The 26,518-nt window shown below is 59.0% G+C and carries 17 protein-coding genes and 1 pseudogene; 16 read left to right on the top strand and 2 right to left on the bottom strand.

Annotated elements, in window-relative coordinates; all coding sequences use genetic code 11:
• The first annotated feature begins 132 nt into the window (after positions 1 to 132).
• Both CKW20_RS16700 and CKW20_RS16705 read left to right on the top strand, forming a co-directional pair.
• Positions 133 to 1,509 (top strand): pyridoxal-phosphate dependent enzyme, encoded by a 1,377-nt coding sequence (locus tag CKW20_RS16700; protein ID WP_095053917.1) that lies wholly within the window; start codon positions 133 to 135, stop codon positions 1,507 to 1,509.
• Positions 1,506 to 2,687: a cystathionine gamma-synthase gene (locus CKW20_RS16705; RefSeq protein ID WP_095053918.1), complete on the top strand. Its 1,182-nt coding sequence runs from the start codon at positions 1,506 to 1,508 to the stop codon at positions 2,685 to 2,687. The genes CKW20_RS16700 and CKW20_RS16705 overlap by 4 nt, the downstream gene beginning before the upstream one ends.
• Positions 2,688 to 2,802: 115 nt before the next feature.
• Here the strand turns inward: CKW20_RS16705 and CKW20_RS16710 are convergent, their stop codons facing one another.
• Positions 2,803 to 3,078: a DUF1652 domain-containing protein gene (locus CKW20_RS16710; protein WP_095053919.1), complete on the bottom strand. Its 276-nt coding sequence runs from the start codon at positions 3,076 to 3,078 to the stop codon at positions 2,803 to 2,805.
• 238 nt (positions 3,079 to 3,316) lie between these two features.
• Here CKW20_RS16710 and CKW20_RS29205 point away from each other — a divergent pair.
• The 10 genes and pseudogenes from CKW20_RS29205 to CKW20_RS16760 all read left to right on the top strand — a co-directional run.
• A pseudogene (locus CKW20_RS29205) lies at positions 3,317 to 3,445 on the top strand (DUF4440 domain-containing protein); the annotation flags it as partial.
• A gap of 393 nt (positions 3,446 to 3,838) precedes the next feature.
• Positions 3,839 to 5,296, top strand: coding sequence for a serralysin family metalloprotease (locus CKW20_RS16720; protein ID WP_095053921.1), 1,458 nt, complete (start codon positions 3,839 to 3,841; stop codon positions 5,294 to 5,296).
• Between the two features lie 76 nt (positions 5,297 to 5,372).
• Positions 5,373 to 5,795, top strand: a complete 423-nt coding sequence (locus tag CKW20_RS16725; RefSeq protein ID WP_095053922.1) for an AprI/Inh family metalloprotease inhibitor — start codon at positions 5,373 to 5,375, stop codon at positions 5,793 to 5,795.
• Positions 5,796 to 5,988: 193 nt separating this feature from the next.
• Positions 5,989 to 7,776, top strand: a complete 1,788-nt coding sequence (locus CKW20_RS16730) for a type I secretion system permease/ATPase (RefSeq protein WP_095053923.1) — start codon at positions 5,989 to 5,991, stop codon at positions 7,774 to 7,776.
• Positions 7,773 to 9,122 carry an HlyD family type I secretion periplasmic adaptor subunit gene (locus CKW20_RS16735; RefSeq protein WP_095053924.1) on the top strand — a complete coding sequence of 450 codons (1,350 nt, stop codon included), beginning with the start codon at positions 7,773 to 7,775 and terminating at the stop codon, positions 9,120 to 9,122. Before CKW20_RS16730 ends, CKW20_RS16735 begins: the two co-directional genes overlap by 4 nt.
• Positions 9,123 to 9,124: 2 nt before the next feature.
• Positions 9,125 to 10,507 carry a TolC family outer membrane protein gene (locus CKW20_RS16740; protein ID WP_095053925.1) on the top strand — a complete coding sequence of 461 codons (1,383 nt, stop codon included), beginning with the start codon at positions 9,125 to 9,127 and terminating at the stop codon, positions 10,505 to 10,507.
• Between the two features lie 258 nt (positions 10,508 to 10,765).
• Positions 10,766 to 13,813, top strand: coding sequence for an autotransporter serine protease (locus CKW20_RS16745; protein ID WP_095053926.1), 3,048 nt, complete (start codon positions 10,766 to 10,768; stop codon positions 13,811 to 13,813).
• 23 nt (positions 13,814 to 13,836) lie between these two features.
• Positions 13,837 to 15,534 carry a polyurethanase gene (locus CKW20_RS16750; protein ID WP_095053927.1) on the top strand — a complete coding sequence of 566 codons (1,698 nt, stop codon included), beginning with the start codon at positions 13,837 to 13,839 and terminating at the stop codon, positions 15,532 to 15,534.
• 99 nt (positions 15,535 to 15,633) lie between these two features.
• Positions 15,634 to 17,487, top strand: coding sequence for a polyurethanase (locus CKW20_RS16755; RefSeq protein ID WP_095053928.1), 1,854 nt, complete (start codon positions 15,634 to 15,636; stop codon positions 17,485 to 17,487).
• Positions 17,488 to 17,806: 319 nt separating this feature from the next.
• Positions 17,807 to 18,976 (top strand): DUF1624 domain-containing protein, encoded by a 1,170-nt coding sequence (locus CKW20_RS16760; RefSeq protein ID WP_095054054.1) that lies wholly within the window; start codon positions 17,807 to 17,809, stop codon positions 18,974 to 18,976.
• A 42-nt stretch (positions 18,977 to 19,018) separates the two neighbouring features.
• Here the strand turns inward: CKW20_RS16760 and CKW20_RS16765 are convergent, their stop codons facing one another.
• A complete protein-coding gene (locus tag CKW20_RS16765) occupies positions 19,019 to 19,243 on the bottom strand; it encodes a YgdI/YgdR family lipoprotein (protein ID WP_095053929.1) in 225 nt (74 codons plus the stop codon).
• 209 nt (positions 19,244 to 19,452) lie between these two features.
• Between CKW20_RS16765 and CKW20_RS16770 the strand changes: the two genes are divergently transcribed.
• The 4 genes from CKW20_RS16770 (at position 19,453) to CKW20_RS16785 (ending at position 26,459) form a co-directional block, all read left to right on the top strand.
• Positions 19,453 to 21,120: a VRR-NUC domain-containing protein gene (locus tag CKW20_RS16770; RefSeq protein WP_095053930.1), complete on the top strand. Its 1,668-nt coding sequence runs from the start codon at positions 19,453 to 19,455 to the stop codon at positions 21,118 to 21,120.
• Positions 21,117 to 23,396, top strand: a complete 2,280-nt coding sequence (locus CKW20_RS16775; protein WP_095054055.1) for an ATP-dependent DNA helicase — start codon at positions 21,117 to 21,119, stop codon at positions 23,394 to 23,396. The genes CKW20_RS16770 and CKW20_RS16775 overlap by 4 nt, the downstream gene beginning before the upstream one ends.
• A gap of 127 nt (positions 23,397 to 23,523) precedes the next feature.
• Complete coding sequence (locus CKW20_RS16780; protein ID WP_095053931.1) at positions 23,524 to 24,432, top strand: zeta toxin family protein; 909 nt, start codon at positions 23,524 to 23,526, stop codon at positions 24,430 to 24,432.
• A gap of 101 nt (positions 24,433 to 24,533) precedes the next feature.
• A complete protein-coding gene (locus CKW20_RS16785; RefSeq protein WP_095053932.1) occupies positions 24,534 to 26,459 on the top strand; it encodes a PAS domain-containing sensor histidine kinase in 1,926 nt (641 codons plus the stop codon).
• Positions 26,460 to 26,518 lie beyond the last annotated feature (59 nt).

The following is a 26,518-nucleotide window of genomic DNA, read 5'->3' on the forward strand; positions in this document are numbered from 1 at the left end:
TGGCTGCGAAAAGTTGCGGGGGGCGCAATCCCGGCCTATGGTCCAAGGCGAGGCTTTGCATGCGACTGGCGCGCATTGATTCGCCGCAGGTCGCTGTCCATCCAGTGTGGATACCTGCAGCGAGGTGACGACATGCCAAACGACTCCCGTCCCGCCGTGCTCGAACTGATCGGCAATACGCCACTGGTGCGTGTCAGCCGCTTCGATACCGGCCCATGCACGCTGTTTCTCAAACTCGAATCGCAGAACCCCGGCGGCTCGATCAAGGATCGCATCGGCCTGGCAATGATCGACGCCGCCGAGCGCGATGGCCGCCTGCGACCCGGAGGTACCATCGTCGAGGCCACTGCCGGCAACACTGGTCTGGGCCTGGCCCTAGTCGGCCGGGCCAAGGGTTACCGGGTGGTATTGGTGGTGCCGGACAAGATGTCCACCGAGAAGGTTCTGCACCTCAAGGCGATGGGCGCCGAAGTGCACATCACTCGCTCCGACGTCGGCAAGGGCCATCCCGATTATTATCAGGACGTCGCTGCGCGGCTGGCGCAGGAAATTCCCGACGCCTTCTTCGCCGATCAATTCAACAACCCGGCCAACCCGCTGGCCCACGAGTGCAGTACCGCGCCGGAGATCTGGGCGCAGACGCAGCATGATGTGGATGCCATCGTGGTCGGCGTCGGTTCGGCCGGTACATTGACCGGTCTGACCCGTTTCTTTCAACGCGTACAACCGAATCTGGAAATGGTGCTGGCCGATCCGGTCGGCTCGGTGATGGCCGAATACAGCCGTAGCGGCACCCTTGGTACGCCCGGTTCCTGGGCGGTGGAGGGCATCGGCGAGGACTTCATTCCGTCGATTGCCGACCTGTCCAGCGTGCGTAAGGCTTATTCGATCAGTGACGAGGAAAGCTTCGATCATGCCCGCCAACTGCTGCGTGCCGAAGGGATTCTTGGCGGCTCCTCGACCGGCACATTGCTGGCGGCGGCGCTGCGTTACTGCCGCGAACAAACCGAGCCGAAGCGGGTGGTCAGTTTCGTCTGCGACACCGGCACCCGCTATCTGTCGAAGGTCTACAACGACCAGTGGATGAACGATCAGGGGCTGCTGGCGCGCAAGCGCTACGGTGATTTGCGTGACCTGATCGCGCGGCGTTTCGAGGATGGCCGGGTGGTCAGCGTGGGCCCGGACGACACGCTGCTCACCGCGTTCCAGCGCATGCGCCTGGCGGATGTGTCGCAACTGCCGGTACTGGTGAACGGGCAGCGGCTGGTCGGCGTGATCGACGAGTCCGATATCCTGCTTGGCGTGCACGAAGACGCTTCACACTTCCGTATGCCGGTGAGCGGTGCGATGACCGACAAGCTGGAAGTCCTGCCGCCCGGCGCCAGTCTGGCTGAACTGGAGGCGAAGCTCGACCGTGGATTGGTGGCGATGATCGCCGACGACTCGGGTTTCCACGGGCTGATTACCCGCGTCGACATGCTCAATTACCTGCGGAGGTCCCTCACATGAGTCAGCACGATGAAACCGCCAAGCCACGTGCCTTCGCCACCCGTGTGATCCATGCCGGGCAGACGCCGGACCCGTCCACCGGGGCGCTGATGCCGCCGATTTACGCTAACTCCACCTATCTGCAACAGAGCCCGGGTGTGCACAAGGGCTTCGACTACGGACGTTCGCATAACCCGACGCGCTTTGCGCTGGAGCGTTGCGTGGCGGACCTCGAGGGCGGCACTCGGGCCTTCGCCTTCGCTTCCGGGCTGGCGGCGATCGCCAACGTGCTCGAATTGCTTGATGCTGGAGCACACATCGTTTCCGGTAATGACTTGTACGGCGGTACATTCCGGCTGTTCGACAAGGTGCGTCAGCGCAGTGCCGGGCATCGATTCAGCTTCGTCGATCTGACGGACCTGGCGGCCTTCGAAGCGGCGCTGCAGGATGACACGCGGATGGTCTGGGTCGAGACGCCAAGCAATCCTTTGCTGAGCCTGACTGACCTCGCCGCCGTTGCGCGCACCTGTCGCGAGCGAGGCATCATTTGTGTGGCTGACAATACGTTTGCCAGCCCGTGGATTCAGCGGCCGCTGGAGTTGGGCTTCGATATCGTGCTGCACTCGACGACCAAGTACCTGAACGGCCACTCCGACGTGATCGGTGGCATCGCGGTGGTCGGGCAAAACACTGAACTGGCCGAGCGCCTGGGTTTCCTGCAGAACGCGGTGGGGGCTATTGCTGGACCGTTCGATGCTTTTCTCACGTTGCGCGGGGTGAAGACCCTGGCGCTGCGCATGGAGCGCCACTGCAGCAACGCGCTGGAGCTGGCGCAATGGCTGGAGCGTCAGCCGCAGGTGGCGCGCGTTTACTATCCAGGCCTGCCATCGCACCCGCAGCACGAACTGGCGCGGCGGCAAATGCGTGGATTCGGCGGGATGATTTCCCTCGACCTGAACGGCGACCTGGCTGGCGCCAAGCGTTTCCTTGAAAGTGTGCGGATCTTCGCCCTGGCCGAAAGCCTGGGCGGGGTGGAAAGCCTGATCGAGCACCCGGCGATCATGACCCATGCCAGCATCCCCGTCGAAACCCGGGCACAACTCGGCATCGGCGATGCGCTGGTGCGTTTGTCAGTGGGGGTCGAGGATGTCGAAGACCTACGCGCTGATCTGGCTCAGGCGCTATTGCAGGTCGGTTAAACAATTTCAGTCGCGACGCAGACTGTGTAGCAGCAGCCTCGCGGGCTCGGCAGCTGCTACAGATAGAAAAAGCCCGCTCATGGTTCGAGCGGGCTTTTTTTTCGAGTGTTGGTGGTCAGGCATAACTCCTGAGAGCCTCCGGCGGAATGAACGCCTCCAGCTCATCTTCCACAGCTTCAATGATTCGTTCTACATCCGTCGCATTCATGACCGTTGCGCAAGGAATGCCGGCGATGGCGATCATGGTCTCGCCACTGGCGCGGTCGAACAGCCGGGCAACCATACTGCCCGGTGCATCCATGGTCGCTTCGAAACCCATGGGATGAAAATGCCAGCGCATCAGCTGGCAGGCATTGGGAAAAGTGACTTTGCTGAAAGACCCTTTATTCATGTGTTGCCCACCTTCATCATCGAGCGCTTCCTTTAGCTCATGTTAGGAGGGAAGAACCTTCAATGGCTCAACCGGTGACTGTCTTTAAAAGTAGCATTCAGATGTGAAAATCATGTGGATTTTTTCAGTCCGTTTAGCGATTGGTTCAATTTTTTTTGACGCAGATCACGAGACACCATTTTTTGTGGCGAAAGGCCAATATTGCCGGGGTATTCACGGGGTCATTGAAGCCCCAAGCCTGAACCTCAGTAAGCTCGGTTTTTTTCTCGTCGAGTCCTTTATTCACGCCGATGATGATGGTCCATTGCAAATCCAGGTCACGGGCGAGACGGTCATGCGTTACCACCTGCGCTGGAAACACCGGGATCCGAGTCCCGGAAACTGCGCTGCGCAGCAGTCACAACAATACTCATCCAATAAAAGCAAAGTTGATGGCAATACACTGGCACTTATATTAAGAATCCCTGAAAAAAATGAGAACTCATCTACAGAAAACAACTTAGCTATATTTAATATTTAGATAGCACATTGTCAGACAATCCGGCTAAAGCCTTCAACTACAAACTATATTTCGACAGCATACGTACTGTTTGCTGGAGTTCGCGGGAACCACTCAATTTGACGTCAAAAAAAATGTAGACGTTTGATTTCGAATTGTGTCAGTTTTTATACGCCTTCATTGGGCGAGTGATAGGACGATCTCGCCAGAGATTGTCGTATCGGACAAAACTGTTCCATTGCTAAACAAGGAAGTGTGTTTATGTCGAAAGTAAAAGACAACGCTATTGATCTTGCCGAACAGGGTTTTGCGCCATTGCAAGCATTGGCAGCACCCAGTTCCGCCTACAACCAGATCGATAGTTTCAGCCATCAGTATGATCGGGGCGGCAATCTCACGGTCAATGGCAAACCCTCCTTCTCCGTCGACGAGGCGGCTACCCAGCTGCTGCGTGATGGCGCTGCCTACCAGGACAAGGACGGCAGCGGCAAAATCGAACTCACCTACACGTTCCTGACCTCGGCTTCGTCGAGCACCATGAACAAGCACGGCATCACCGGGTTCAGTCAGTTCAGTGCGCAACAGAAAGCCCAGGCCGTGCTCGCCATGCAATCCTGGGCCGACGTGGCCAATGTTACCTTCACCAATCAGACCTCTGGCGGTGACGGTCACATGACCTTCGGTAACTACAGTGGCGGTCAGGATGGCGCGGCGGCTTTCGCCTACCTGCCAGGCACCGGTCCAGGTTATGACGGTACGTCGTGGTATCTGACGGGCAGTGGCTATAACGTCAACAAGACGCCGGACCTGAACAACTACGGTCGCCAGACCTTGACCCATGAAATCGGTCACTCCCTGGGCCTGGCTCACCCTGGCGATTACAACGCCGGTGAAGGCGCGCCGAGCTACAACGACGCGACCTACGGCGAAGACACCCGCGGTTACAGCCTCATGAGTTACTGGAGCGAAAGCAATACTGACCAGAACTTCAGCAAGGGCGGTGTGGAAGCCTATGCGTCCGGCCCGCTGATGGACGATATCGCCGCCATCCAGAAACTCTACGGTGCCAACACCACCACCCGTACCGGTGATACCACCTACGGCTTCAACTCCAACGCCGGTCGCGACTTCCTGAGCGCGTCTTCGTCGTCGGACAAAGTCGTGTTCTCGGTCTGGGATGCGGGCGGCAAGGACACACTGGATTTCTCCGGTTTTACCCAAAACCAGAAGATCAATCTCAATGAAGCCTCGTTCTCCGATGTTGGCGGCATGGTGGGCAACGTGTCCATCGCCAAGGGCGTCACCGTCGAGAACGCGATTGGCGGTTCGGGTAGCGACCTGCTGATCGGTAACAGCGTGGCCAACGAGCTGAAGGGCGGTGCCGGCAACGACATCCTCTTCGGCGCGGGCGGTGTGGACAAACTGTGGGGCGGTTCAGGTTCGGACACCTTCGTGTTCGCGGCCAGCAGCGACTCCAAGCCAGGTGCTGTCGACCAGATCTTCGATTTCGTCAGTGGCCTGGACAAGATCGACCTGACCGGCATCACCAACGGCGCGGGCCTGCACTTCGTGAACTCGTTCACTGGTGCGGCAGGCGATGCGGTGTTGACTACCTCGGGCGGCAACAGCCTGTTGTCGGTGGACTTCTCCGGGCACGGCGTGGCTGACTTCCTGGTCAGCACCGTTGGCCAGGCAGCGTTCTCGGACATCGTGGCCTGATTCAAGGCAAAAAGGAGGGCGGCGTTTGACGCGCCGCTCTCTGTCCCTTGAACGACGATCCAGAGTAAAACGCCCTATGATCCAGAACGCTTTTACCTACAAAGCAACCGCGTGGCTGTTGGCGACGCTGATGATGTTTCTTGGAGATGTAGCCATGGCACGCAGTCTGAAATTGGCCGACCCGTCGGAACTGGCCGGGAAATGGCAGGCCACCTTGAATACCGCGCAAGACTCGCCCGAGTCCCAGGCGCTGCAGGACAAGCCGTCGAATGTCTGCTCGATCGAGCTCAAGTTGAACCAGACCCTGGGTGAAGGGGCTGACTGTCTCGGCGCTTGGCTGAACGAGTCGGTGATGGGCTGGTTCCCGGAACCGGACGGCATTGCCGTAACCGGTAAAGAAGGCTCAAGAATTGTGTTTTTCAGTCGACAGCAAGAAGGGTTTTATAAAAGCACCTTGAAATCAGGTCTGATCATTACGCTAGAGCGCGCAGCAGATTAAGTGGAATGCTGAATAATAAAATTCGTTATGCCGTTATAAGCAGCCAGTCAATAACCGGAACTCTTTAAGGAGGACAAAGGGCTGTTATTAATGGATAAGCGATAACCGGCAAAAGAATGTCTCGACTCGTGTGCGGACAGTTAATTAAAAACCTCGCCAAGTAGAGCGAGGCTTAACACCTCAGGAAAAACCAATGAAGATGGCGAAGAGCCCGGTCACCGCACCGTTATTCAAGGCGCTGGGCGACTATAAAAGCATCCTGATCAGCGTCGGGTGCTTTACCGCATTGATTAATGTGCTGATGTTGGTCCCGTCGATTTATATGCTTCAGGTCTATGACCGGGTACTGTCTTCGCAAAATGAAACCACCCTGGCGATGTTGTCGTTGATGGTGGTTGGGTTCTTCGCTTTTATCGGTCTGCTGGAGATCGTGCGCAGCTTCATCGTTATCCGTATCGGCAGCCAACTGGAGCGCCGTTTCAACCTGCGGGTGTATCAGGCCGCTTTCGAGCGCAACCTGTTCAACCGCGAGGGCAACGCGGGGCAATCCCTGGGCGACCTGACCCATATTCGCCAATTCGTCACCGGCCCGGCGCTGTTTGCCTTCTTCGACGCACCGTGGTTTCCGGTCTACCTGTTTGTGATCTTTCTGTTCAACGTCTGGCTCGGCGTATTAGCTACCGCGGGTGCGGTACTGCTGATCGGGTTGGCCTGCCTCAACGAGGCGATGACCAAAAAGCCCTTGGGCGAAGCCGCTGGGTTTTCCCAGAAATCCAGCCAACTGGCCACCAGTCACCTGCATAACGCCGAAACCATTCAGGCCATGGGCATGCTCGGTGTCTTGCGCAAGCGCTGGTTTCAGGTGCACTCGCGTTTTCTGGGCCTGCAGAATCAGGCCAGCGACACCGGCGCGGTCATCAGCTCCCTGAGCAAAACCCTGCGCCTGTGCCTGCAATCCCTGGTGCTGGGGCTGGGCGCCTTGTTGGTGATCCAGGGTGACATGACCGCCGGGATGATGATCGCCGGTTCGATCCTGATGGGCCGCGTGCTGAGCCCCATCGATCAATTGATCGCTGTGTGGAAGCAGTGGAGTGGCGCCAAGCTCGCTTACCGCCGTCTCGACGCCTTGCTGCAAGCCTATCCACCGACTGAGGAGGCGATGGCGCTGCCGGCGCCGAAAGGTCAGATCACCTTCGAGCAAGTCAGCGCCGGCCCGCCAGGGCAACGAGCAGCGACTTTGCATATGGTCAATTTCAACCTGGGCGCCGGGGAAGTGCTGGGCGTGCTTGGGGCTTCCGGCTCCGGTAAATCGACCCTGGCCCGGGTGCTGGTCGGCGTCTGGCCGACGTTGGGCGGCACGGTACGCCTCGACGGCGCGGACATTCATCGCTGGAACCGCGACGACCTTGGCCCCTACATCGGTTATCTGCCCCAGGACATTGAATTGTTCAGCGGCAGCATCGCCGAAAACATCGCCCGATTCCGTGAGGCGGATCCGCAAAAAGTCGTCGAAGCCGCGCAACAGGCCGGCGTTCATGAACTGATCCTGCGCATGCCGCAGGGCTACGACACGGTGCTAGGCGAGGACGGCAGCGGTTTGTCCGGTGGCCAGAAGCAACGTGTGGCCCTGGCTCGTGCGCTGTACGGCAACCCGAGCCTGGTGGTGCTGGATGAACCGAACTCCAACCTCGATACCGTCGGCGAAGCGGCACTGGCCGGCGCCATCGCGCACATGAAGGCCCGGGGCACCAGCGTGATTCTGGTTACCCATCGCTCTTCGGCCCTGGCCCAGGCCGACAAATTGCTAGTGCTCAACGAAGGTCGCTTGCAGGCCTTTGGCCCAAGTCAGGAGGTACTGAAGGCGCTTGCCGGTAATCAATCAGGCGCCCAGGAACAACAACGTGAAAAACCTGCGCAAGCACCGGGCGGGCTCAGCATGAGCCGGCAGTATCAGCCCACGACAAGGAATTCGGGTGTATGAGCAGCGCACGCATGAACGACGACAGCGAAGCGACGATGGAACACGACTACATCGCCGAACGCCCTGAGCGCGACGCGCGATTCTTCGCCCGCATGGGCTGGATTCTGGCGATTGTCGGTGCCGGCAGTTTTTTCACTTGGGCGAGCCTCGCGCCGCTCGATCAGGGCATTCCGGTACAGGGGACCGTGGTGGTCTCGGGCAAGCGCAAAGCTGTGCAATCGATGAGCAGCGGCGTGGTCAGCCAGATTCTGGTGCGTGAAGGGCAAGTGGTGAAGCAGGGCCAGCCGCTGTTTCGCCTCGACCAGACCCAAGTCGCGGCCGACGTGCAATCACTGCAAGCGCAATACCGCATGGCGTGGGCCAGCCTGGCGCGCTGGCAGAGTGAACGGGACAACCTCAAGCAGGTGAATTTCCCCGCTGAACTGAGCAATGATCCTGACCCGCGCCTGGCCTTGGTACTCGAAGGCCAACGGCAATTGTTCAGTAGCCGTCGCGAAGCCTTTTCCCGTGAACAAGCGGCCCTGCGTGCCAACATCGAAGGCGCCAGCGCGCAACTGGCCGGCATGCGCCGCGCGCGCACCGACCTGACGGCCCAGGCCAGTTCCCTGCAACAACAGTTGAGCAATCTTCAGCCCTTGGCGGACAACGGCTACATTCCGCGCAACCGCTTGATGGATTACCAGCGTCAGTTGTCGCAAGTGCAGCAACAGCTGGCAGAAAATACCGGCGAAAGCGGCCGGGTGGAGCAGGGCATCCTTGAATCCCGTCTGAAACTGCAACAGCACAGTGAGGAATACCAGAAGGAAGTTCGCAGCCAACTGGCCGACGCGCAGCTCAAAAGCGTGACCCTGGAAGAGCAACTGACTTCCGCCGGTTTCGACCTGCAACACAGCGAAATCATCGCCACCGCCGACGGCATCGCCGTCAACCTTGGGGTTCACACCGAAGGCGCCGTGGTACGTCAGGGCGACACCCTGCTGGAGATCGTCCCGCAAGGCACTCGCCTGGAAGTGGAAGGGCACCTGCCGATCAACCTGATCGACAAGGTCGGCACGCACTTGCCGGTGGACATTCTGTTCACCGCGTTCAACCAGAGCCGTACCCCGCGAGTGCCGGGAGAAGTCAGCCTGATTTCCGCTGACCAGATGGTCGATGAAAAAACCGGTGTGCCGTACTACGTGCTGCGCAGCAGCGTCAGTGACCAGGCCATGGAAAAACTCAACGGCCTGGTGATCAAGCCCGGCATGCCGGCAGAAATGTTTGTGCGCACCGGTGAACGATCACTCCTCAACTATTTGTTCAAACCGCTGCTTGACCGGGCAGGCTCCGCGTTGACCGAGGAATAAGGATGTTCGGCTGTATGAATAAGTTTTCTTTGCTCGCAGCGACCGTGGCGTTGCTGACGTGCAACAGCGTGATGGCCATGGGGCCGTTCGACATTTATGAGCAAGCGTTACGCAATGATCCGGTGTTTCTCGGCGCCATCAAGGAACGCGATGCAGGCCTTGAAAACCGCGCCATCGGCCGCGCCGGGCTGCTGCCCAGGATCGGTTACAACTACAACAAGGGGCGTAACACCTCCAAGGTCACTCAAATTAATGAGGGGAGACCAGACTTCACCGAGGACCGCAACTACAGCAGTTACGGTTCGACCTTGACCTTGCAACAGCCGCTGCTCGATTACGAGGCTTATGCGGCGTACCGCAAAGGCGTGGCGCAATCGCTGTTCGCTGACGAAAACTATCGTGGCAAGAGCCAGGAACTGCTGGTTCGCGTGCTGGAGAATTATACCAAGGCGCTGTTCGCTCAGGATCAGATCGACATCGCGCGGGCCAAGAAAAAAGCCTTCGAGCAGCAGTTTCAGCAGAACGAGCAGATGTTCCGCCAAGGGGAGGGCACGCGCACCGACATCCTCGAAGCCGAGTCACGTTACGAGCTGGCGACCGCCGAGGAAATCGAGGCACGGGACGAACAGGATGCGTCTCTGCGGGAGCTGGGCGCACTGATTGGCGTGCCGGCCATCGACATTGGCGACCTGACGCCGCTGGATCAGAACTTCCAGACCTTCACCCTGCAACCGGCCAATTACGACACCTGGCACGAGATGGCGGTGGCCAATAACCCGACCCTGGCCTCCCAGCGCCAGGCGGTGGAAGTGGCGCGCTACGAGGTCGAACGTAACCGCGCCGGCCACCTGCCAAAAGTCAGCGCCTACGCCTCGGTGCGCCAGAACGAATCGGAAAGCGGCAACACCTATAACCAGCGCTACGACACCAACACCATCGGCATCGAAGTCAACGTGCCGCTGTATGCCGGCGGCGGTGTCTCGGCTTCGACCCGTCAGGCTAGCCGCACCATGGAACAGGCCGAGTACGAGCTGGACGGCAAGACCCGCGAAACCTTGATCCAGCTGCGCCGTCAGTTCAGCGCCTGCCTGTCGGGGGTCAATAAATTGCGGGCTTATCAGAAGGCATTGGTGTCGGCCGAAGCGCTGGTGGTCTCGACCAAACAAAGCATTTTGGGCGGCGAACGGGTCAACCTCGATGCGCTGAATGCCGAACAACAACTGTTCACCACCCGCCGGGATCTGGCCCAGGCACGCTACGACTATTTGATGGCCTGGACCAAATTGCACTACTACGCCGGCACCTTGAACGAACAGGATTTGGCCAAGGTGGATGAGGCCTTCGGCCAGGGCCCGAACAAGGAAAAAAATCGCACATCCCCGTAGAGCTGCCATGAACGACGCCGCCCCCGTAGGAGCCGGCTTGCCGGCGAAGGCATTTTTATGGGCGCTGCATGACGTGAGGCCGTTTTCGCTGGCAAGCCAGCTCCTACAAAAACAAAAAAAGCGAGAGCCATGAACATGCTACAGCCGGACGCAGGCTTCGCCAGCTGCTACAGATCGCGTTAACGCGGGGTGTATCGGCAGGAAGGCACGCCTTTGAAGGCACAAGGATTTTGCAACACAACTAAGGACGGTAGTTCGATGAATAACAAGTACAACAACCTTGCCTTGCTCTGCGCACTGGCCACTCTGGGCACCGCACACGCGGACCCCTACGTAGAAAACGGCAGGACAGGCGATCCCGATAGCTGGCGCAGCACAGAGTTCAACGCCGATTGGGGCCTGGGGGCGATCAATGCTCAGGAGGCCTACGCCGCCGGTTACACCGGCAAAGGGGTGAAGCTGGGGATTTTCGATCAACCGGTTTACGCCTTGCACCCGGAGTTTTCCGGGGCCAATAAAGTGATCACGCTGGTCACCAGCGGCTTCCGCGAATACACCGACCCGTACATTCCAGTCAAAGCCGGGGATGCCTTTCTGTATGACGGTTCACCCTCGGTAGGTTCCAACGGCAAACTCGGCGCCCACGGCACTCACGTTGGCGGGATCGCCGCGGGCAGTCGCGATGGCGGGCCGATGCACGGCGTCGCTTTTGGCGCGCAGATCATCAGCGCCGACAACGGCGACCCGGGCCCGGAAGACGGGATTATTCGCGGCAACGACGGCGCGGTGTACAAGGCCGGTTGGGACGCCCTGATCGCTAGCGGCGCGCGGATCATCAACAACAGCTGGGGCATCGGCATCACCGATCGCTTCGATTTGGGCGGTCGGGACCCGGCGTATCCGCACTTCACCGTGCAGGACGCACAATTGCAATTCAACGAGATCCAGACCTTGCTGGGGACCAAACCCGGCGGTGCCTACGACGGCGCCATCTCGGCGGCCCGCAGCGGCATCGTGACGATCTTCGCCGCTGGCAACGACTACAACCTCAACAACCCGGACGCCATCGCCGGCCTCGGTTACTTCGTCCCGGAGATCGCGCCGAACTGGATGACCGTCGCCGCCTTGCAGAGGAACCCGGACACCAGCAGCCCCGACCCTTACAACATCAGCACCTTCTCGTCGCGCTGCGGCTACACCGCGAGTTTCTGCGTGTCGGCACCGGGAAGCCGGATCTACAGCGCGATCATCAGCGGCACCAATGCCGATGACCTGACCACCGGCTACGCCAATTACAACGGCACCTCCATGGCGGCGCCGCACGTTGCAGGCTCGGTGGCGGTGTTGATGGAACGCTTCCCGTACATGACCGGCGCGCAAGTCGCCAGTGTGCTGCGCACCACCGCCACCGACCTCGGCGCACCCGGTGTCGACTCACTGTACGGCTGGGGCATGATCAACCTGCGCAAAGGCATCGATGGTCCGGCAATGTTCGTGACCGAGCAGGACATTCCCGAGGAATTGCGCATCGAAGGCGCCTACGGCTCAAGCCAGTTTGTTGCGGACTTGCCGGGTATCGGCGCGATCATCGATGCCGGCAAACCCACCGAGCGTGTGTGCAATGACGTGCACTGCGGGCTCGACGTCTGGCGCAACGACATTTTCGGCCATGGCGGCCTGACCAAGCAGGGCATTGGCACACTGGTGCTGACCGGCGCCAATACCTACGCCGGCCCGACCCTGGTCAATCAGGGCCGATTGGCGATCAACGGTTCGCTGCTGTCGGCCGTCACCGTCAATGACAGCGGGATCCTCGGCGGTAACGGCAGCATCGCGGCGCTGACCGCGAAAAGCGGCGGTACCGTGGCGCCCGGCAATTCCATCGGCACCCTGCAGGTGGCGGGCGACGTGACCTTCGAGCCTGGTTCGACCTACGCTGTAGAACTGTCACCCACCAGCAGCGACCAGATCATCGCCGGCGGCAAGGCGATCATCGAGGGCGCAACCGTCAGCCTGTCTCTGGAAAACAGCCCTACATTGCTGACCACCAGCGAAGCGAAAACCCTGCTTGGCAATCAGTACAACATCCTGCAAGCGGCTGGCGGAATCGAAGGGCGCTTCGGTGCGGTGGTGCCGGACTACCTGTTTATCGGTGGCACCCTCGACTACTCGGCTAGCGGTATTCAACTGGCCGTCGAGCGCAACGCGACATCCTTCACCAGCGTTGGCCAAACCCCGAACCAACGCGCCGTGGCCGCTGCCGCCGAGCAGTTGGGCGCAGGTAATCCGCTCTACGAAACCCTGCTGCTGTCGCCGACTGCAGCCGTGGCGCAACAAGCGTTCCAGCAACTCTCCGGTGAGATTCACCCGGCAATCGGCACGCTGCTGATCAACGACAGCCGTTACCTGCGCGATGCAGTCGGCGAGCGTCTGCGTGAGCACGATCTGTTCGACGCCGGGGCACCCACCGATGACCGCAGCAACGCCTGGCTCAAAGTGCTCGGCGCCTGGGGCAAGAGCGATGGCGGGCATGAAAACGCCAGTTCCAACAGTTCCATCGGCGGGCTGCTGGCCGGTGTCGACGGCTTGATCACTGAAGATACGCGACTGGGGTTCGTCACCGGTTATAGCGACAGCTCGTTGAGCATGGGCGATGGCACACATTCGTCAGCCTCGGTCGACAGCTACCACTTGGGTGCCTACCTAGGCCATGAAATCGACGCGCTGCGCCTGAGCGTCGGCGGTGCTTACAGCTGGCATCGCATTGACGTCAAACGTGACCTGCAATTTGGCGACGTCAGCGGCCAGCAGAAATCCAAACGCGATGCGACCTCCGCGCAACTGTTCACCGAAGCGGCGTATCGCCTGGACCTGCAACCGATCGCTCTGGAGCCGTTCGTCAATCTGGCTTACGTGCACTTGAACACTGAAAGCTTCAGTGAAAAAGGTGATGCCGCAGCGCTCAAGGGCGGTGAAAACAACCGCGACGTGGTGCTTTCGACCCTTGGCTTGCGGGCGAGCAAAGCCATTGCGTTGTCCGACCAGCAACAGCTGGAACTGTCCGGCACGCTCGGCTGGCAGCACAACCTGAGCAACACCCGTTCCGAAGACCACCTGGCGTTCGTCAACGGCAACACCGCGTTCAGCGTGCAAAGCGTGTCCATGGACCGCGATGCCGCAGTGGTCGGTGCCCGTGCCGGATTGGCGCTGGGCCGCGATACCCGTTTGAACCTGGATTACAACGGGCTGCTCGGCTCCCGGGAAAAAGACCACGGTGTGGGCCTGACCCTGGACTGGCAGTTCTGATTTGACGCTAAGGAAGCAAGAACATGGGACTGTTTGATTACAAAAATGCCGGCAGTTTGGCCGGCAAGGCGTTGTACTCCGACGCGATCGCGCTGACGCTTTACGCGTACACGCCAACCGGCCTGCCACTGCCGGCGACCGCTTGGGCGCCGATTGGCGCCACAGCGTTGGGCTATCAGGGCAAGGTCGGGGCCCAAGGCACCTTTTATGGCGAGAAGGATGGCTTCACCAGCGCCGAAGCCGAAATCCTCGGTAAATACGACGGGGCAGGGAAGTTGATCGGCATTGGTATCGCCTTCCGTGGCACCGGTGGCCTGGGGTACAGCGACACCTTCGGCGACATGAAAAACAACCTGCTGGCAGCGGTCGGCCCGGTGGATTACGCGACGAACTATGCGAAGAACGCCTTCGACACTTTGCTCAAGGACGTCGCCGCGTTCGCCATCGCCCACGGCCTGAGTGCCAAGGACGTACTGGTCAGCGGGCATAGCCTCGGCGGGTTGGGGGTCAACAGCCTGGCGGAGTTGAGCGGCAATAATTGGGGCGGTTTTTTCAACGACGCCAACTACATCGCCTTCGCCTCGCCGACCCAAAGCGCCACCGGCAACAATGTGCTGAACATCGGCTACGAGAACGACCCGGTGTTTCGAGTGCTCGACGGCACCACCTTCAGCAGTGGCTCGCTGGGCAAGCACGACGGTCATCAGGAGTCGGCGACAAATAATATCGTCAACTTCAATGACCAGTACGCCTCCACCGCGCAGAACCTGGTGCCGTTCAGCATCCTCAACCCGCTGAACTGGTCGGCCCACGGTTCGTTGGGCTATGCCGACGGTTTGAACCGGGTGATCGACTCACGCTTCTACGACCTTACCGACAAGGACTCGACGCTGATCGTGTCCAACCTGTCGGAATCGTCCCGAGGCACGACCTGGGTCGAAGACCTGGGCCGCAGCGGCGAGCCTCACACCGGCAGCACTTTCATCATCGGCACCGACAGCAATGACTTGCTCAAGGGCGGCGCGGGCAATGACTTTATCGAAGGCCGTGACGGTAACGACCGCTTCCGCGATGACGGTGGCTACAACCTGCTGCTGGGTGGCAAGGGCAGCAACACCTTCGAACTGCAGAAGCCGTTGCAGAACTTCAGCGTTGCCAATGACGGCGACGGCACGCTGTATGTGCGCGACGCCTACGGCGGCATCAGCATGACCCGCGACATCGGCGCGCTGGTGAGCAAGGAATCGGGGTCGTGGTGGGGCAGCAAGGACGTCACCTACAACGTCACCGCCAATGGCTTGCTCAATGGCAGCGAACTGACCCACTACAACCATTCGCTCAATGGCGATGCCTACGGCAACACGCTGGCGGCCACCGTCGACGGTGACTGGCTGTTCGGCAACGCCGGCGACGATCTGCTGCACAGCGACAAAAGCCACGTGACCTTCGTCGGTGGCGCGGGCAATGACGTGATGCATGCCTCGGGGGGCGGCAATACCTTCCTGTTCAGCGGCGCCTTCGGCTTCGACGCGATCAATGGGTATCAGGGCAGCGACAAACTGGTGTTCATGGGCGTCCAGGGCGCGGGGCAGGGTTATGACTACGTTCAGCACGCTTCACAGGCCGGCAACGACATCGTGCTCAAGATTGGCGATTACGCCGTAACGCTGGTGGGCGTGGGTCTGGATAATCTCTCGGCTTCGGGAATTACGTTTGCGTAAAAGCTGCATGCACTAGAGGCTCCGGGGCGCCTCGTGATTGAGGCGTCCTGGCTGTGAGCTATCTCTGACAATTCCAACAAAGAGAGAGAGGCAATACCAATGGGTGTGTATGACTACAAAAACTTTGATACAGCAGACTCCAAGGCGTTGTTCAGCGACGCCATGGCGATCACGCTGTATTCCTATCACAACCTCGACAACGGTTTCGCCACCGGTTACCAGCAAAACGGCTTCGGCCTGGGCTTGCCGGCAACCCTGGTCACCGCGCTGATCGGCGGCACTGATTCCCAGGGCGTCATTCCCGGCATTCCCTGGAACCCCGATTCAGAAAAAGCCGCACTTGAAGCCGTGCAACAAGCCGGCTGGACGCCGATCACCGCCGCGCAACTGGGCTATGACGGCAAGACCGACGCTCGCGGAACCTTCTTCGGCGAGAAGGCCGGTTACACCAGTGCTCAAGTGGAGATCCTCGGCAAGTACGACGCGCAGGGTCATCTCACCGAAATCGGCATCGCCTTTCGCGGCACCAGCGGCCCGCGAGAAATCCAGATCGGCGACTCCATCGGCGACGTGATCAACGATCTGCTGGCGGCGTTGGGTCCCAAGGATTATGCGAAAAACTACGCGGGCGAAGCCTTTGGCAATTTGCTCGGTGACGTTGCAGCATTTGCCCAGGCCAATGGGCTGTCGGGCAAAGACGTGCTGGTCAGCGGCCACAGCCTTGGTGGATTGGCGGTCAATAGCCTGGCGGACTTGAGCAGCGAGAAATGGTCCGGGTTCTATCAGGATTCCAACTACATCGCCTACGCCTCGCCGACCCAAAGCAGCAGCGACAAAGTGCTGAACATCGGCTATGAAAACGACCCGGTGTTCCGCGCCCTTGATGGATCAGCGTTCAACCTGTCCTCGGTGGGCGTGCACGATGCCGCCAAGGATTCGACGACCGATAACATCGTCAGCTTCAACGACCACTACGCTTCGACGGCGTGGAACGTGCTGCCGTATTCCATCCTCAACATTCCCACCTGGATTTCGCACTTGCCCACCGGTTACGGCGACGGCATGACCCGAGTGCTGGAGTCGCAGTTCTACGACCTGACCAGCAAAGACTCGACCATTATCATCGCCAACCTATCGGACCCGGCGCGCAGCAACACTTGGGTCGAGGACTTGAACCGCAACGCCGAAACCCATAAAGGCAGCACCTTCATCATCGGCAGCGACGGCAATGACCTGATCCAGGGCGGCAAGGGCAGCGATTACCTGGAAGGCCGCGACGGGAACGACACCTTCCGCGATAGTGGCGGCTACAACATTCTGTTGGGCGGCGAGGGCAGCAATGTGCTGGATTTGCAGCAATCGGTGAAGAACTTCGTCTTCGCCAATGACGGTGCCGGCAATCTGTACGTGCGCGATGCCAACGGTGGCATCAGCATCACCCGCGACATCGGCAGCATCGTCACCAAGGAACCGGGTTTTCTCTGGGGCGTGTTCAAGGATGACGTGACCCACAGCGTCACTGCCAATGGCCTCGCGGCCGGGGGCAACCTGACCCAGTACGCCTCAAGCGTGAAGGGCACGACTGGCGCCGACACCCTTAACGCGCACGCAACAGGCGACTGGTTGTTTGGACAGGATGGCAACGACCATTTGCTCGGCAGTACCGGCAATGACGTATTTGTCGGCGGGGTGGGTAATGACCTGATAGAGTCGGGCGGCGGAGTCGATACGTTCCTGTTCAGCGGCGCGTTTGGCCAGGACCGGGTGGTGGGGTATCAAGCCAACGACAAACTGGTGTTCCTCGGGGTACAGGGCGTTGCGCCGAACGATGATTACCGGGCCCATGCCACGGCGGTGGGGCAGGATACGCTGCTGACATTCGGCAGTGATTCGGTGACCCTGGTGGGTGTCGGGCTGGACAGTTTGTCCGGTAGTGGGATTGTGATCGCTTGAGGGTGATGCGGCGCCGGTAAGGGCCTCTTCGCGGGCAAGCCTCGCTCCTACGGAATTTGGGTTGTTCACGCGATATGTGTATGACTCAGCCCTGTGTGGGAGCGAGCTTGTCCGCGAAGAACGATAACGCGGTAAACCTGCTTGTTACGTGACTCTCCATTCACCCCCGAACTCCAATACCTGCATTAACAGGCACTGGCACTAAAGCATTCGCGCATTATCTCGTTATACTATAACGTCATTGCGACATGCCGCCATTGAGTACAGGAGATTTGGCAACGTGAGTAACAGCAACAGTTCCACCTTTGATTTGCCAGCAATGGCTTCTCCTGCGCTTGCCGCCAGCGCTGCAAAAACCAACACCCGAATGCTGGCCATCGATGCCCTGCGCGGTTTCGTCATGCTCTGCATGCTCATCGACCACGTGCGGGAAACCTTTCTGCTGCATCGTCAGGTGACCGACCCGATCGACGCCTTGAGCGTTACCCCCGACCTGTTCTTCACCCGACTGCTGAGCACAATCTGCGCCCCGGTGTTCATCTTCCTCACCGGTTTGTCGGCCTGGCTCTATAGCCAGAAACACACGGCCAACGAGACGTCGGTGTTCCTGCTAAAGCGCGGGTTGTTCCTGGTGTTTCTGGAGCTCACCTTCGTGTGCTTTGCCTGGAACGCCGAGTTCCCGCCCAAGACGTTGTGGTTGCAAGTGATCTGGTGCATCGGCATCTGCATGATCGTGCTCGCCGGGTTGCTGCACTTCAAGCGCAGTTGGCTGATTGTGCTCGGAGTAGCGATTGTCGCCGGGCACAACCTGCTCGACGGCGTGACCGTAGGGTCGGAGTCGCCGTTCTTCGTGCCGTGGTCGATCCTGCATCAGCGGGTGTTCATCGACATCACCGAGGTCACTCGGGCTCGCACCACATACCCGGTGTTGCCATGGATCGGGGTGATTTTGCTGGGCTGGGCCATCGGGCCATGGTTCGGCAAGGACATGGAATCGGCGGAGCGAATTTCGCGGTTGCTGAAAGTCGGCTGCGGCCTGCTGGTGGCTTTCGTGTTCATCCGCTACTTGAATGTTTATGGCGAAAAGCCTTGGGTGCAGACCGGTGATTCCCTGCGCACGTTCATGAGTTTCCTGAGCGCGAAGAAGTACCCGCCATCGCTGATGTTCCTGATGCCGACGCTGGGTCTGGGGTTGATTCTTTTGGCGTTGTTCGAGAAAGCTCAGGATCGCTGGTCCACCGCGACCTTGGCGATCTACGGCGGTGCGCCGATGTTTTTCTATTTGCTGCACTTGTACGTGCTCAAGGCGATGTACTTGGTGGCCGTCGCGATTTGGGGCACCAATCAGGGCACTTATTATGGCTTCGACAACCTGCCCATGGTCTGGCTATGGAGCGTGATCCTCGGGGTGTTGCTGTTCTTCCCGACGCGCTGGTTCGCCAACCTCAAACAGCGCCGTCGCGACATCGCGATTCTCAAATATCTCTGATTGGCTGCCCGCGATGACAACGCGGGCAACCCGTTCCGGGGATCAGTCCTCCTTGCGAACCGTGGCCACGTCATCGGCCCGGACTTTCACCTTGGCCCCGGAAATATCTTCAAACTCGAAGAAACCATCCTTGGTCTTGGTGTTCGGCATGTCCTTGGTCAAATACTGGGTGCCATTTTGCAAGGTCACGACCGTTGGCGTCGAGCAACCGGCCAGGGCCAGAAAGGCCGCTACCACCAAGGGCAAACCCAGAGTCTTGATATTCATATACACCTCCCATCACTCAATAAAAACAGCGCGACCGCCTCGCTCGAGATGAGTCGTCACCGAACCTCTAACGCGGTTGGTGCGATGGAATGGCAGAAAGTTCGATGGTCACCCGAAAAATTGCCGAATAGCGTCGCCACTGATCTTTTTCCGTTTGCACCGGGTGGGGCATAGCTGCTATCTGTACGCATAACCAGTATTCGCTTGCCATGGCCCTTTTGCCCGTGATTGTAAATCCTCTCGATGACCCGTTCTATTACTTGAACAATTTCATGCAAGTGCTTGATTGGCTTGAACATCGCTATGCCGATGTGTTGAGCGTCGAGGAACAGGATTTCATCCGCGACTTCAATCGACTGCCCCGCGAGTCCCAAGCGCTGCTGGTCAGACTGGTGATGCGCAAGGGTGTGCATTTCAGGGCTGGCAAACTGAGTTACGCCGAGATCGGCGACATCGATAGCGCTGCGACGCCGTTGCTGGCATCGGGCTGGATCGACCAGCAGTCGCCATTGCACATCGAGGAATTGTTCGAAGTGTTACTCAAAGCCGAGATTCTCCAGTGCTTTGGCGGCGCCATCGATCAGCCCAAAAGCAAAAAGAACGATTGGCTGCCGGCCTTGAGCGAGCAGTTTCCCGAAGCGCAAAGTTTTGCCCAGTGGTGTCCGGCACTGAATGACCGGTTGTTCAGCCTGACCGTCATGGGCCTGTGCGACCGGCTGCGGCTGATGTTCTTTGGCAATCTTTACCAGGACTGGTCGGAGTTCGTGCTGGCCGACCTGGGCATCTTTACCTACGAAAAAGTCGAGTTCTGCGCCGAGTCCCGAGGGTTGCGCAGTCGCGAGGACGTCGATGCCTGCCTGTTCCTGTACAGCTGTCAGCAGCGTTTCGAAGCCGGTGAAGATGTGGCGGCGATTGTCGAGCAGATCAACGGGCTGGAACTCGACAATCCCTGGCTGCAAAGACGTCGGGGCAAACTGCTGTTCCAGATCGCTCAGCATTGCGAACGTATCGTGGATTTTTCCGCCGCCCTGAGCCTCTACCGCGAATGCGACTACCCCGGCGCGCGTCTGCGGCTGATTCGCGTGTTGGAGCGCAGTGCTGAATATCAGTTGGCCTTGGACTTGGCCGCCCACGCCGAGCAAGCCCCTGAAAGCGCCGCCGAGCATCAGCATCTATTGCGTGTGCTGCCCAGACTGCGGCGCAAGCTGGGCGGGCCACCGATCAAGCGACCAGCCCCTCGCGCCATGCAGCGCCTGGATCTGCAATTACCCAGACACGATCCGGCGTTGTCGGTGGAGTCTTACGTTCAGGCGCACCTGGCGGACGAGTCGGCGCCGGTGCATTACGTCGAGAACAGCCTGATCAATTCACTGTTCGGGCTGCTGTGCTGGCCGGCGATTTTCGCGCCGTTGCCGGGGGCATTTTTTCACGCGTTCCAGCGCGGGCCGGTGGACCTGCTCAACGAAGATTTTCATGCGCGGCGCGCGGATCTGTTCCAGGAATGCCTCGCCGAACTCGATGACGGCCGTTATGTGCACACTGTCCGCGAGCGTTACAGCGCCAAGTGGGGCGTGCAGTCACCGTTCGTATTCTGGGGCGCGCTGAGCGAGGAACTGCTGGAGCAGGCGCTCGACTGTCTGCCTGCCGAACACCTCAAGCATTGGTTCAATCGACTGCTGCTCGACATCAAGGCCAACCGCGCCGGCATGCCGGACCTGATTCAGTTTTGGCCGCAAGACAAAACCTACCGAATGATCGAAGTCAAAGGCCCCGGCGATCGGTTGCAAGACAATCAATTGCGCTGGCTGGAATTCTGTCACGAGCACCAGATGCCGATCGCCGTGTGCTACGTGCAATGGGCGGAGCAGGGCGCGTGAGCTACAGCATTGCGGTGCGGGCGCTGTGTGAATTCACCGCCAAGGTCGGCGACCTCGACCTGCGCTTCACCCCGTCGCCGACCGCGCTGGAAGGCATCGTCGGGCATCGCACCGTGGCGTCACGGCGCAGCGAGGGTTACCAGAGCGAGGTCGCGCTTGAGGGCCAGTATCGAACCTTGACCGTGAAGGGCCGAGCGGACGGCTATGATCCGGCGCAAAACTGCCTCGAAGAAGTCAAAACCTACCGTGGCGACCTGAGCAAACAACCGGCCAACCACCGCCAATTGCACTGGGCGCAGGCGAAGATCTACGGCGGGTTGATGTGTCAGAAACTGCAGTTGGAGCAGATTAATCTGGCGCTGGTGTATTTCGACATCGTCAGCGAAAAGGAAACCTGTCTGGTCGAGGCTTTCAGCTCCGCCGACTTGCAGTTGTTTTTCGAGCACCATTGCGGGTTGTTCCTGCAGTGGGCCGAGCAGGAAATGGCCCATCGCGAAGGGCGTAATCTGGCGGCGCAACAGTTGGCATTTCCCCATGCCGATTTTCGTCCCGGGCAACGGCATCTGGCCGAATCAGTGTTCAAGGCGGTCAGCACCGGTCGCTGCTTGATGGCCCAGGCACCGACCGGTATTGGCAAGACCGTTGGCACACTGTTTCCGATGCTCAAGGCCCTGGCGCCGCAACAACTGGACAAGGTGTTTTTCCTCACGGCGAAAACCCCGGGGCGCAAATTGGCGCTTGATGCCGCTCAGGTCATCCTCGACAGCGCCGACGCTCCGCCATTGCGAGTCCTCGAGATGATCGCCCGGGACAAGGCTTGCGAGCACCCGGACAAAGCCTGCCACGGCGAGTCGTGCCCGTTGGCCCAGGGCTTTTATGATCGTTTGCCGGCCGCGCGTCAGACAGCCAGCCAACGGAGCCTGCTGAACCAGAGTGCCTTGCGCGAGGTTGCCCTGCAGCATGACGTTTGCCCCTACTACCTGAGCCAGGAAATGGCCCGCTGGGCGGACGTGGTGGTCGCTGACTACAACTACTATTTCGACTTTAGCGCATTGCTGTTCGGGCTGGCCCAGGCCAATAACTGGACAGTCGCGGTGCTGGTCGACGAAGCCCACAATCTGGTGGAGCGTGGCCGGCAGATGTACAGCGCCAGCCTCGACCAGGCGACGTTGAACAGCGTGCGAAAAACCGCGCCTGAGCCGCTAAAGAGATCCTTGCAGCGGGTCAATCGTGAATGGAATGCCCTGCATGATCAGCAACTCAGCCCCTATCAGGCCTACGACAAAGCCCCGGAAAAACTGCTTCAGGCGCTGTCCCTATGCTGCGCGAGCATCGGCGACTACCTGAACGATCATCCCCAAGGCCTGGACAGCGGCTTGCAGAACTTTTACTTCGACATGCTGCAATTCGGCCGCGTGGCTGAGCTGTTCGATGAGCACTTCCTGTTCGACATCAGCAAACGCGACCTCGACCGCAAGCGCAACCTGTCGCAACTGTGCCTGCGCAACGTGGTGCCCGCCGCTTTCATTCGCCCGCGCCTGACCGCTGCGCGTAGCACCGTACTGTTTTCCGCCACCTTGAACCCTCGGCATTATTACGCCGATTTGCTGGGAACACCGGCGAATACCGTCTGGATTGATGTGGAATCGCCATTCAGCGCCGAACAGTTGCAAGTGCACATCGTCAGCCAGATTTCGACCCGCTATGTTCACCGTCAGGCGTCCCTTGAACCCATCGTCGAGCTGATTGCCAAACAGTTCACCCAGCGCCCCGGTAACTACCTGGCGTTCTTCAGCAGCTTCGACTATTTGCAGCAAGTGGCCCAGTTGCTGGCCGAACGGCATCCGCACATCACGCTGTGGTCGCAGTCCCGGGGAATGGGGGAAGGGCCGCGTCAGGCGTTTCTCGATCAATTCACCCTCCATAGTCAGGGCGTAGGGTTTGCGGTGCTGGGTGGAGCATTCGGAGAAGGCATCGATTTACCCGGCGCGCGGTTGATTGGTGCATTCATCGCCACCCTGGGGCTGGCGCAACTGAATCCGGTCAACGAACAGATGAAACAGCGCATGGCGGCGATTTTCGGTGCCGGGTATGACTACACCTACCTGTTTCCCGGTGTGCAGAAAGTGGTGCAAGCAGCGGGGCGGGTGATCCGCACTCAGCAGGATCAAGGGGTGGTGATGCTGATCGATGACCGGTTTGGCGAGAGCAAGGTCAAGCAATTGTTGCCGCGCTGGTGGTCAGTTGAACCGCCGCATTTTCCTTCTGTCCTGTAGGAATATTTACTTTATAAAACAGTGACATATCTTGAAAGACACGCTCATTTGAACAAACAACGAAACAGCGCTTTATTCAAAGGGCAGCAATCACTTTCTTGCGAATCTTTGATAAGGAAATCAAGGTATGTCAGTAGCTCCAAATTACACTTACACCCCAGAGCAGGTCACTGCAGCATTCACTGAAATCATCGCGACGCTGTTCAGCGGGATCACTGCCGAGGCAACCCCGAAAATGCTGATCGTTGCCGGGCTGCAAGGGTCAGGTAAAACGTATCTGCTGGAAAAAAACCTACTGCCTTCCAACCGCTACGGCAATTATGTTCGCCTGTACCTGCCCGACTACCGAAAAAAGCATCCTCAATACGACGATATGATCAAACTCGGTGTCTTGCACGCTTACGAGCATACGGAAGCCTTTGTCCGGGAGGTCTGCGCGAAGATCTTCGTGGAGGCGTTCAAGCGCAAATACAACATCATCATGGAATGCGCATTCGACAGCATCGATTTCGCCGCTTTTCCACCGACGGCGACGGCGGCCGGCTACCAGGTCGAGACCCATATCGTCGCCTGCAATCAAGAGTTCGCTCATGCATCGAGCATCAAAAGAGCGCTCAGGAGCTTGGAAAAGCAGGAAATGGAACGGTTCGTCACTGTGTCGATGCTGGATGCCAGCATGAGTAACGCACAGGCAATCATCCTGGCCTTCGAAACTGCCGCCAAAGCGGTCAGTGGTTCGCAAATCACCTTGTACGAGCGCGGGTTCGGGGCGCTGAAGGAACGGACCTTGCGCGCTCAAAGCACTTATACCAAAGCTGCCGACGGGACCTTGACCATCACAGAAACAACGGCACCTTATACGTACAGTGCTTATGGGACGATCATCGACAATCACATCTACACGATGAGTGATCGCGATGAAATGATAAAAGAGTGCCACCTGGCACTGCTCAAAACCCAAACCTACGCTGAATATGTCCCTGATTTTGTCTACAACGATCTGTACGCCTATATCGTCAAATACGTGTACCGATAGTCCGTCGCGCCACTCCGGCACACCAACGTATAGGTTTTTTGAATTTCCAAACCTGCGGTTTGTCGCATACTCCAGAAGAACAACAATAAGGACAGGGATCCATGAGCGATGACCGGACCAGGATCAATGCCATCGAGGAGGAGATGCGCTTTCGTCTGCTGATCGATGCTGTGATCGACTACGCGATCTACATGATTGACCCCGATGGCATCATCACCAGTTGGAACGCTGGCGCCAAGCGTTTCAAAGGGTATGAGGAAGCGGAAATTCTCGGTCAGCATTTCTCGCGTTTTTATACCGAAGAGGACCGCAAGGCCGGTTTGCCTCAGCGCGCCCTTGATACCGCCATTCACGATGGACGTTTCGAGGGCGAAGGCTGGCGGGTTCGCAAGGACGGCACGCATTTCTGGTCCCACGTCATCATCGATCCGATTCTCGATCCGTCGGGCAAATTACTGGGTTTTGCCAAGATCACCCGGGATTTGACCGACCGTAAAATGGCCGAAGAAACCCTCAAACAAAGCGAGCAGCAGTTCCGGCTGCTGGTGCAAAGCGTCACCGATTACGCCATCTACATGCTCGCCCCGGATGGACGTGTGACCAACTGGAACCTGGGGGCTCAGCGAATCAAGGGTTACCGGCCTGAAGAAATCATCGGCCAACACTTCTCGCTATTTTACACCCCTGAAGACCGCGAAGCCGGTGAACCGCAGCGGGCGCTGGACATTGCGATTCGCGAGGGGCGATTCGAAAACAAAGCCTGGCGCGTGCGCAAGGACGGTACGCGGTTTCTGGCACATGTCGTGGTCGACCCGATCAGGGGCGACACCGGAAAGTTGCTGGGATTTGCCAAGATCACTCGGGATATTACCGAAGCGACACAAGCCCAACAGGTTCTTGAGAAAACCCGCGAAGCGTTGTTTCAGGCGCAGAAAATGCAGGCCATCGGTCAACTCAGCGGGGGGATTGCCCACGACTTCAATAATCTGTTGACGGTTATCCTGGGCAATCTGGAAGTCGTTCGCAAACGTGCGGCGGACGACCCGAGAATTACCCGCTTGCTCGACAACGCCACGCAAGGCGCTTTGCGCGGGGTATCCCTGACCCAGCGCATGCTGGCGTTTGCCAGGCGCCAGGAGCTAAAGACCGAATCGGTCGACATACCGTCGCTGATACAAGGGATTACCGGGCTGCTGCGCAGCTCTCTGGGGCCTGCGGTCACCATAGAAACCCGCTTTGCGCCCGAACTCGAACCGGTCATGGCCGACGTCAATCAGCTGGAACTGGCGGTGCTGAACCTGGCGACCAACGCCCGCGATGCCATGCCCGACGGTGGAAAACTTGTCATCAGCGCCCAAACAGAAGAAATCCACGATCAGCCGCAATTGTCCCTGGCGCCAGGCCGCTATGTCTGCCTGAGTGCCACGGATACGGGGGAGGGCATGGATGACGCTACCCTGGGGTCAGCAATGGACCCTTTCTTCACTACAAAAGGTGTCGGCAAAGGCACTGGCCTGGGGTTGTCGATGGTTCACGGGTTTATTGAACAACTCGGTGGGCGCTTCATTCTGAAAAGCCAGAAGGATGTCGGCACTACTGCCGAACTCTGGTTACCTGTTGCGCTAGCCAACTCGACCACCGAACCCGCTATAGAGGAGCCCGCCATGTCGCGGGTGCCTCGTCTGTGTGTGTTGGTCGTGGACGACGACAGCCTGGTGTTGACCAGTACCAGTCTGTTGCTTGAGGACCTGGGCCATCGGGTGATCAGTGCAGCGTCCGGTGCACAGGCGCTGGAACTGTTCGACAGCGAGCACGACTTTGACCTGGTCATTACGGACATGGTCATGCCCAAGATGAGTGGCGCGCAACTGGCGCAGGCTATTCGGGTCATAAGGCCACACCTGCCGATCGTCCTCGCCACCGGTTACGCCGAGCGCCTGGAAGGCTTCGCGTCCAGACTTCCGCGCCTGTCCAAGCCCTTTACCCAGCTTAATCTGGTGGAAGTCATTGCCTTGGCGATGAAGTGAGTCAGTTAATGCCTGTCAGTTAAGCGAAATTTCTGTAGGAGCGGGCTTGCCCGCGAAGA

This window comes from Pseudomonas sp. Irchel s3b2 (assembly GCF_900187445.1).
Taxonomy (GTDB): Bacteria; Pseudomonadota; Gammaproteobacteria; order Pseudomonadales; family Pseudomonadaceae; genus Aquipseudomonas.